The sequence below is a fragment of the Streptomyces bobili genome (genome assembly GCF_002154575.1).
Lineage (GTDB): Bacteria > Actinomycetota > Actinomycetes > Streptomycetales > Streptomycetaceae > Streptomyces > Streptomyces bobili.
The window spans coordinates 1-8,258 of record NZ_MUBA01000137.1; the positions used below are offsets into that span (position 1 = coordinate 1).

The 8,258-nt window shown below is 67.3% G+C and carries 3 protein-coding genes; all 3 read right to left on the reverse strand.

Translation table 11 applies throughout. The features are described 5' to 3' along the window. Positions 1-2,633 (reverse strand): non-ribosomal peptide synthetase (locus BZL64_RS12400; RefSeq protein WP_143663102.1); only part of this gene is annotated, 2,633 nt, incomplete at its 3' end. Then, positions 2,633-5,527, reverse strand: coding sequence for a non-ribosomal peptide synthetase (locus BZL64_RS41935; protein ID WP_086769047.1), 2,895 nt, complete (start codon positions 5,525-5,527; stop codon positions 2,633-2,635). The genes BZL64_RS41935 and BZL64_RS12400, both read right to left, overlap by 1 nt. Before the next feature lie 13 nt (positions 5,528-5,540). Next, the coding region (locus BZL64_RS12410; protein ID WP_143663104.1) for a non-ribosomal peptide synthetase at positions 5,541-8,258 on the reverse strand (2,718 nt) is incomplete at its 5' end.

Here is an 8,258-nt window from a genome sequence, read left to right on the forward strand (position 1 = left end):
TCATCCGCACGCCCCGCGAACACCAACTGCCCGTCCACGCTCCAGCGGACCCGGTCACCGGTGCGGTACATCCGCTCACCCGCACCACCGAACGGACACGCCACGAACCGCTCACCCGTCAGCCCCGGCTGACCCACATACCCCCGCGCCAACTGCACACCCGCCACATACAACTCACCCGCAACACCCACCGGCACCGGACGCAACCACTCATCCAGCACAAACACCCGCGTATTCACCACCGGCGACCCAATCGCCACCACCCCACCCACCACACAACGCCACAACGTCGCATCAACCGTCGTCTCCGTCGGCCCATACGAATTGTGCAACTCCACCCCCCCGAACAACTCGAAGAACCGCTCCGCCACCACCACCGGCAACGCCTCACCCGAACAAATAACCCGCCGCAAACCCCCACCCACCACAGCCGCCGGCCCAGCCAGCCCCACCACAGCCGCCGGCTCGGCGATAAACGCCTCCAGCATCGACGGCACGAAATGCACCGTCGTCACCCCCTCCCGACGCATCAACTCCCCCACATACACCGGATCCCGATGCCCACCCGGCCGCGCCACCACCAACACCGCACCACACACCAACGGCCAGAAAAACTCCCACACCGACACATCGAACCCGAACGGCGTCTTCTGCAACACCCGATCATCCACACCCAGCCCAAACCGCGACTGCATCCACACCAACCGATTCACAATCCCCGCATGCGACACCACCACACCCTTCGGACGCCCCGTCGACCCCGACGTATAAATCACATACGCCGGATGAGACGCCACCAGCGGACCAAGCCGCTCAACATCCGCCAACTCCGCACCCGACAACCCAGCCAACCGCTCCTCAACCCCAGGCTCCCCCAACACCACACACGCCACCCCACCAAACACACCCACCGCAACATCCACCGACCCAGCAATCACACACACCGGCCCAGCATCCTCCAGCAGAAAAGCAACCCGATCAGCCGGATACTCCAAATCAATCGGCAAATACGCCCCACCCGCCTTCACCACCGCCAACACCGCCACCACCAGATCCACCGACCGCGGCAACGCCAACCCCACCACACACTCCGGACCCACACCCTCAGCAATCAACAACCGAGCCAACCGATTCGCCCGCGCATCCACCTCCCCATACGTCAACGACACACCCTCGAACACCACCGCCACCGCATCCGGAGTCCGCTCCACCTGCACCGCAAACAAACCCGGCAAAGTCGACACACCACAATCCACCACCGTGTCATTCCACTCCACCAACAACTTCTCACGCTCAGCAGAATCAAGAATCCCCACCGCACTCACCCGTACGGACAGATCCTCTGCAAACGCCGACAAAACCCGAACCCAGCGATGCGCAATCTGGACAGACGTCTCCCCATCAAACAGATCAGCAGCCGCGACAACCATGCCCCGAATACCCGCGGGGGTGCCGTCGGCACCAAAAGTCTCGGCCGCGGTGACATCGAGGTCGAATTTGGCCGTGGGAGCTCCCCCAGCCATTCGGGAAGGCTTGAGACCGGAAAGATCCAGCTTCGCCGAGCCGGCGTTCTGCAGCGTCAGCATCACCTGGAACAGGGGATGCCGCGTCATGGAGCGGGCAGGTGCCAACTCCTCCACCAGGCGTTCGAATGGCAGGTCCTGGTGCTCGAACGCACCAAAGCTCGTCTCCCGGACCTGCTCCAGCACCTCGGCGAGCGTCGGATCGCCGGCAAGGTCGGTGCGGACGACCAGCGTGTTGACGAAGAATCCGACAAGGTCGTGCAGCGCCCTGTCAGTGCGGCCGGCGATGGCGGAGCCGATCGGAATGTCCGTACCGGCGCCAAGCCGGGACAACGTCACGGCAAGGGCAGCCTGTAGCACCATGAAGAGGCTCATGCCTCGCTCATGCGCCAGGGCGACCAGCCGCCCGTGCACTTCCGCCGGGACCACCAACTCTGCCTGGTGCCCACGGTAGGAACGTACCGCGGGCCGCGGCCGGTCGGTCGGCAGCGCCAGCTCCTCCGGGACCCCCGCCAGCGCCTCGCGCCAGTACTCCACCTGCTGCGACAGCACGCTGTCCGGGTCGTTCTCGTCCCCGAGCAGTTCCCGCTGCCACAGGGCGTAGTCCGCGTACTGCACCGGCAGGGGCTCCCACCCAGGCTCCGTGCCCGTGCGCCTCGCCTCGTACGCCACCGACAGATCCCGCGCCAGCGGCCCCGCCGACCAGGCGTCCCACGCGATGTGGTGCACCACGACGACCAGCGCATACTCGTCCGGACCCACGATGAACAGGTGGGCCCGCAGCGGGATCTCCGTAGCCAGGTCGAATGCCTGCCGCGCCGTGCGGGCCACGGTCTCGGTCAGCTGTTCCGGAGCCACGTCCGCGACGACGAGTGCGAAGCCGGTTTCGCTGACGGGAAGAATGCGCTGGTACGGCTCTCCGTCAGGCGCCGGGAACACCGTCCGCAGCACCTCATGCCGCTCCAGCACATCCCGCAGCGCAGCTTCCAGCGCTTCGTGGTCGAGCGACCCGGAGAAGCGCAGCACGGTGGGGTTCGTGTACGTCGTGCTCGGACCCTCCAGCTGTGCCAGGAACCACAGCCGACGCTGGGCGAACGAAAGCGGGATCATCAGGACTCCTCCTGGCTGCGCATCGGCCGCAGCGCGGGCCTCACTCTTTGACGGCTATTACCTTGATGTGCGAGCTGGGCCGCGAGCCCGGCCGGCGTGCGGGCGGCGAAGACCGCCCGGATGGGCAGCTCCACTCCCAGTTGCTCCCGTACTTCGCTGATCAGCCTGGTCGCCAGCAGCGAGTGGCCACCCAGCGCGAAGAAGTCGTCGTCGACTCCGACCGCAGGCAGGCCGAGGACCTGCGCGAACGCCTGGCACAGGATCTCCTCCTGCACCGACGCCGGACCACGCCCTCCACCAGCGGCATACTCCGGGACGGGCAGGGCTTTCCGATCCAGCTTTCCGCTCACCGTCAACGGCAGCTCGTCCAACACCACCACCGCCGACGGCACCATGTACTCCGGCAACCGTCCGAGTGCGAAGTCCCGTACATCGCCGGGAAGTGCATCCGTTACGGCGTCCGCGGCCGCGACGACGTAGGCGATCAGCCGGACATCACCAGGACTGTCCTCGCGGGTCACCACCGCCACCTGGGCGAGCTGGGGATGAGCGGACAGGGCGGTCTGGACTTCGCCCGGCTCGATCCGGAAACCTCGGATCTTCACCTGGTCATCCGCACGCCCCGCGAACACCACCTGCCCGTCCGCCGTCCAGCGGGCGCGGTCACCGGTGCGGTACATCCGCTCACCCGCACCACCGAAGGGACAGGCCACGAACCGTTCGCCCGTGAGTCCCGGCTGGCCCACATACCCGCGCGCCAGCTGTACGCCCGCGACATACAACTCGCCCGCCACACCCGGCGGTACCGGGCGCAGGAATCCGTCCAGGACATAGAAGCGGGTGTTCGCCACCGGCCTGCCCACCGGCACCACACCAGCAGCGGCCTGCGCCGCCGTCAGCACGGTAGTGGCCACACCGATCGTGGTCTCCGTCGGACCGTAATGGTTGAACACCGACCGGCCCTCACCAGAGCCGAGAAGTTCTGTCACCAGACCTGCCGGGGCCGCCTCACCACCTAGTACCAACGATTCCACGGACTCCACCGCTTCCGCGCCGAGCGCGGCCACGTGTGAGGGCACCGCTTTCAGGCAGTCGATGCCGTGCCCGGTGAGATAGCCGCGCACCGCCGCGGGGTCAGTGACCGCCTCCTCGTCCAGGAAGTGCAGCTCGCCCCCGCCCACGAGACTCGCGAACACCGTGGTGTTGCCGAGGTCCGTCGCCTGCCCCTGCAACACCGCGAACCGGCCGTGCGGACTCCCGAACCCGATGCGGGCCGGCACCGACGACACGTAGTTGACCAGCCCGCCGTGAGTGACCACGACACCCTTCGGCCGGCCCGTCGACCCCGACGTATAGATCACATACGCCACCTGCCCCGGCAACACGACACCCCCCGGCGCCGTCACCGGAGCGGCCTCGATCTGCGCCGCCACGACTGTGTCGTCCACCGCCACCAGACGGTGCCCATCGGCTGGAATGCTCCCCAGCTTCTGTTGCGTCGTCAGCGTCAACACCGCACCGCTGTCACGCAGCTGGAACGCGATACGTTCCGCCGGCTGCCCGGGGTCCAATGGCAGATACCCCGCGCCCGCCTTCCACACCGCGAGGATCCCGACCAGCATCTCCACACCCCGCGGCAGGCACAGACCCACCACCCGCTCGGCACGCACCCCCTGCACCCGCAAGAAATGCGCCAGCCGATTCGCCCGCGCATCCAGCTCCGCATACGACAGCCGCACACCCGCCTGCACCACCGCCACCGCATCCGGAGTCCGCGCCACCTGCGCCGCGAACAACCCCGGCACCATCGGCACCTCGGGCCCCGCCTTGGCGGCCGTGTCATTCCAGTCGGCGAGGAGCTGGTTGTGCTGGGCCTCGTCGAGGATGTCGACCGCCGACAGCGAACTGGCCGGGTGGTCTTCGAGCGCGGTCACGAGATTGTCCAGGCAGGTGTGCAGCAGCCGGCACACCGCCTGCCCGTCGACCGGATCGACTGCATCCACGATCAGCGCGAACCTGGACTCCTGATCATCCACGGAGACAGCCACCGGATAGTTGGTGGCATCCCGTGAAAGCAGCATCCTGACGCCTCCGGGCGCGGTGCCGGCTTCCGGGCCACGCCCGGCAGTACGACGCTTGCCGTGGCGGTAGTTGAAGAGTGAGGTGAACAGGGGACTGCCGCCGGGTACGCCGCTGGCCTGCTGTGCGAGTGTCAGCGGGGCATGCTCGTGCACGAGCAGTTCCGCCAGCTGGTCACGCACACCCTCCAGCGCCTCACCCACCCCCACAGCGCCGACCCGCACCCGCACCGGCAGCGTGTTGATGAACAGCCCCGGCACCCGATCCGCACCCACACCCGCATTCATCCGCCCGAACAACACCGTGCCGAACACCACATCGTCACGACCACTGACCGTGGCAAGCACCCGAGCCCACGCCAGATGGAACACCGACGCCGCACTCACCCCCAGCCCACGCGCAACCTCCCGAACCCGCCGACCCACCTCCTCATCAACACCCAGATGCGACCGCACGACCTCGCTGCCGTCACCATGCGCATCGAGCAGTCCGTACGGGGCGGTGGTCTCCTCCACATCACCCAACAGCCCCGCGAAGTACTCCTGGTGCTCCTCCCGGGTCACGCCCAGCCGCGCCTGCGCCACGAAGTTCCGGAACGGCAACGGCTCCGGAAGCGAATCCTCCCGACCGGAAAGGAACGCACTCATCTCCCCCAGCAACACATCCTGCGTGGTGTGGTCCTGCACGAGGTGATGCATCCGCAGCAAGGCCAGCCACCGGCCCCCACCCGCCGGCTCCGCAGCCGTATACACGTCCATCAACGGGGCACGACCGATATCCATCACCGACCCCGCACCAGCAATCAGCTCCTGCACCGCGGCCGAGCCCTCACGGCTCGAGCTCGACCGCAGTGACCGGCAGGTCGGCCTGGCGGACCACGACCTGGACCGGCTCGCTCAGCCCCTCCCACACGAAGGCCGTGCGATAGATGTCATGCCGGTCCACCACCCGCTGCAACGCCCCCAGGAACGCATCCAGCCGCTCCCGCGAATCAAACGCCATCACCCGCGGCATCACATACGCATCCACCCCACCATCCGCCTCCAACAGATGATGGAAGAAAATGCCCTCCTGCAAAGGCGCCAACGGATAGACGTCCGCAATGTTCGCCGCACCACCCTCAACAGCCGCGACAACCCGCTCGACCTCCACAGCCGACAACTCCACCAACGGCAACATCTCCGGAGCAATCCGCCCAGCACCCTCCGGAATCAGACTCGGCGGCACCACCACCTCAGCCGGAGCCGCAACCGCAGCCAAACCAGCCGGCGTCGGCGTCTGGAACAACGCCCGCACCGAGACCGACACCCCCCGCCCACGCAACCGCTCCACCAACGACACCGCCAGCAACGAATGACCACCCAGCGCAAAGAAGTCGTCGTCGACGCCGACCCTGTCCACGCCCAGGACCTGGGTGAACGCCTGGCACAGGATCTCCTCCTGCACCGACCCAGGCGCCCGGCCGCCGCCTGTGTTGAAGGCGGGAGCGGGCAGCGCCTCGCGGTCGAGCTTGCCGTTCACCGTCAGCGGCAGCACGTCCAGTCCCACCACGGCCGACGGCACCATGTACTCCGGCAGCTGTTCGGCCGCAAAGCCACGGAGTGCTTGAGAGACCTCACCTGTCTCGACATGCTCGTCGGCCAGCACCATGTAGGCGACGAGGCGTTCGTCCCAAAGGGTGACCGCCACGTCCGCCACTGCGTCATGACGCGCCAGAACCGCCTCGACCTCGCCCAGCTCGACCCGGAATCCGCGCAACTGCACCTGCTGGTCGCCACGGCCCAGATACTCCAGCCGCCCATCAGCGAGCCAACGGCCCACGTCCCCGGTCCGGTACATCCGCTCGCCGGCAGCACCGAACGGGCACGCCACGAACCGCTCGCCGGTCAAGGCCGGGCGGTTCAGATAGCCACGTGCCAGGCCGGCACCCGCCACATACAACTCACCTGTCACACCCGCCGGGACCGGCTGCAGACCTTCATCCAGCACATACACACGCAGGTCCGGAATCGCCGCGCCGATCACGCTGCCCCGCGCACCGGCCGCCACGTTCTGGTCCAGCTCGAGGTACGAAACATGCACGGTCGTCTCGGTGATCCCGTACATGTTCACCAACCGCGGCCCGCTGTGCCCGTGCCGCGCGAACCAGCCCTCAAGCCGGCCCGGCTCCAGCGCCTCACCACCGAAGATCACATGCCGCAGCGACCAGCCGTCCTGCTCCGCCGCCATCAGTTGGTAGAACGCCGACGGCGTCTGGTTCAGTACCGTCACCTGCTCGGCCGCCAGCAGCTGAGCGAACTCACGCGGCGAACGACTCACGACATACGGGACCACGACCAGCCGGCCGCCATGGAGCAGGGCTCCCCAGAGTTCCCACACCGTGAAGTCGAAGGCGTACGAGTGGAACAGGGTCCACACATCGTCCGGCCCGAAGTCGAACCACTGCCGCGTCGACCCCAACAGCCGCACCACATTCTGATGCGGCACGACCACGCCCTTAGGACGACCGGTCGACCCCGACGTATAGATCACGTACGCCGGGTTCTCGGGAAGCACTCCCACGCGGAGATTGCCTTCGTCGTAACCGGAGACATCCACCTCATCCGGCCCGATCGTCACAACCGGCCGGACGTCCTCCAGTACGAAGGCGATGCGCTCCGCCGGATACTCCGGATCCACCGGAACATACGCCGCCCCCGTCTTCAACACGGCCAGCACCGCGATGACCAGCTGCGCCGAACGCGGCAGAAGCAGCGCCACAAACCGCTCCGGACCCGCGCCTTGCTCCACCAGATGCCGGGCCAGACGGTTCGCCGCCGCATTCACCTCCCCATACGTCCAAGACCGTCCCTCGAACACGACGGCCACGGCATCGGGGCGAAGCGCGGCCTGTACCTCGAACAGCTCGGGGATCGTCCCCCGATCCACCAGCTCCCCACGGCCACCAGCCCACTCGTCCAGGAGCATTCGGCGCTCATCCGCGCCGACAATCTCCACAGCTGCGATCGCCGCGTCAGGATCCTCGACCAGGCCCGCCAACGTCCGCTCGAACCACTCGGCAAACCGCCCGGCCGTCTCCGTTGCGAAGACATCAGCGGCCGCAATCACCACACCACGCAGACCCAGGGGTGCCCCGTCCGCGTCGAAGACCTCGGTAGCCGTGACGGCCAGGTCGAACTTCGCGGTCGCGACGCCGACCCGCGTCGACTCCCTCGGCAGCCCAGAAGCCTGCACCCCCGGCAGGTCCAGCACAGCCTGCTCGTTGTTCTGGACCGTCAGCATCACCTGGAACAACGGGTGCCGCGCCGTGGAACGAACCGGTGCCAGCTCCTCCACCAGCCGCTCGAACGGCACATCCTGATGCGCATACGCCTGCAGACCGCTCTCGCGCACCTGCTCCAGCAGCGCACCGAACGACGGATCACCCGACAGATCACTCCGGATGACCAGCGTGTTCACGAAACACCCGACCAGATCATCCAGCGCCTCGTCCGTCCGCCCGGCGATCGCCGACCCGATCGGAATATCCGTCCCCGCACCCAGCCG